The sequence below is a fragment of the Candidatus Poribacteria bacterium genome, assembly GCA_021295755.1.
Lineage (GTDB): Bacteria > Poribacteria > WGA-4E > WGA-4E > PCPOR2b > PCPOR2b.
In genome coordinates this window covers 11739-13224 of record JAGWBT010000122.1, presented here as the reverse complement: position 1 = coordinate 13224, position 1486 = coordinate 11739, and the positions used below count along the sequence as shown (strand labels likewise).

Genomic DNA, 1486 nt, shown 5'->3' with positions numbered 1-1486 from the left:
ACAACCATCTGGATCGAACCGTGGGTGCGTGTCCGCGTGGACGAAGGTGGAAATCTTTTTCTCAGCATAGCGTAGGGCATATTGACATTTGACAGCCCGTAGGTTAAAGACTCTCGGAACGGGACGGGAAAAGGGACAAGGTTCATTTAGCCCCAGCGGGGCGATATGTTTATAGCACACGGGATAACAAAATCTCCCAAGCCCCAGCGGGGCGACATGTCCCATTTGTCTGAATCGCCGATTAAACTAATGGCATAACTAGCGAGGCTAGGAAGCCTCTCCCACAGTGAGCAGGCGATCCGTCTCCTGATGCACGGACGCATTGAAAGCTATTTATGAGCACCCCTCAATTATTTGAGACCTACCCGCTTCAGCGCAATCCCTCGTAGGGAACGGAGATCTCCGTTCCATCTGTTCTAAACCACCGGGGTAATCGTCGGTACCTTGTGCTCGTGTAGGTCGAGATTCACATCTCGACACCCAAACGTCAATTTCCGAAAATCGACCGACACTAGGGCAACCACGAGGGTTGCCCCTACAAAGAATCCACACAATGTAGGGGCAGGTCTTGTACCTGCCCTCTTGTGCTTCCGTTCTGCCCCTGCTTGTCACCCTTCCTGTCGTGCCTCCTATCAAAAAACTTGTAATTCCAACGAAAATATGCTACGATTCCTTGTGCGGAATGCGGGTGCCGGTGCTGCCCTCCCCAAGCGGGAAGATTACAACACCGAGCAAACACGACTCCGTAAGCGCTAGAAACACACAGCAGCAACAAAAAGAATGGGCGGGGCTTCAACCGTATCACCCACCCAGACAGCAGAATATATCAATTTTCAAATTAAAGCAGGAGGTTTTTTATTATGGCAGAATATGCGCACCCTGAAGTATTAGTAACCACCGACTGGGTCGCCCAGCATGGCGGTGACGCTGGCATCCGTTTGGTGGAGGTCGATGTAGATACCGCGGCTTACGACGAAGGACACATCAGCGGCGCCGTCGGGCTTAATTGGCAAACCCAGTTGTGCGACCAGGTACGGCGCGACATCTTAACAAAAGAGCAGTTTGAAGGGTTGTGCCAAGATAACGGCATCAGCAACGATACCACAGTTATCTTCTACGGCGACAACAACAATTGGTTTGCCACTTATGCGCTGTGGCAATTCCGCTACTACGGGCATGACGAAAGCAAGCTGAAGGTGATGGACGGTGGTCGTCAGAAATGGATTGACGAGGGCCGCGACTTAGTTACGGATGCTGCTTCACCCGCTGCCACCGATTACAAAGCGAAATTCCCGGATGACAACGTGCGGGCGACAAAGGATCACGTCCTGCCGACGCTGGAGCAGGGAGTAGTCAATCTTGTAGATGTGCGCTCACCAGCGGAGTTCACTGGCGAGATTATCGCGCCACCAGGGCTGCCCGAAACGGCACAACGGCCGGGACGCATTCCGGGTGCAGCGAATATCCCGTGGGCAACCGCAGTCGC

General features: G+C 53.2%; 2 protein-coding genes. One reads left to right on the top strand and one right to left on the bottom strand.

Annotated elements, in window-relative coordinates; translation table 11 throughout:
• On the bottom strand, positions 1-225 hold a 225-nt coding region (locus J4G02_16810), incomplete at its 3' end, for a hypothetical protein (GenBank protein MCE2396216.1).
• A gap of 635 nt (positions 226-860) precedes the next feature.
• Here J4G02_16810 and J4G02_16805 point away from each other — a divergent pair.
• A partial coding sequence (locus tag J4G02_16805) for a sulfurtransferase (GenBank protein MCE2396215.1) occupies positions 861-1486 on the top strand: 626 nt, incomplete at its 3' end.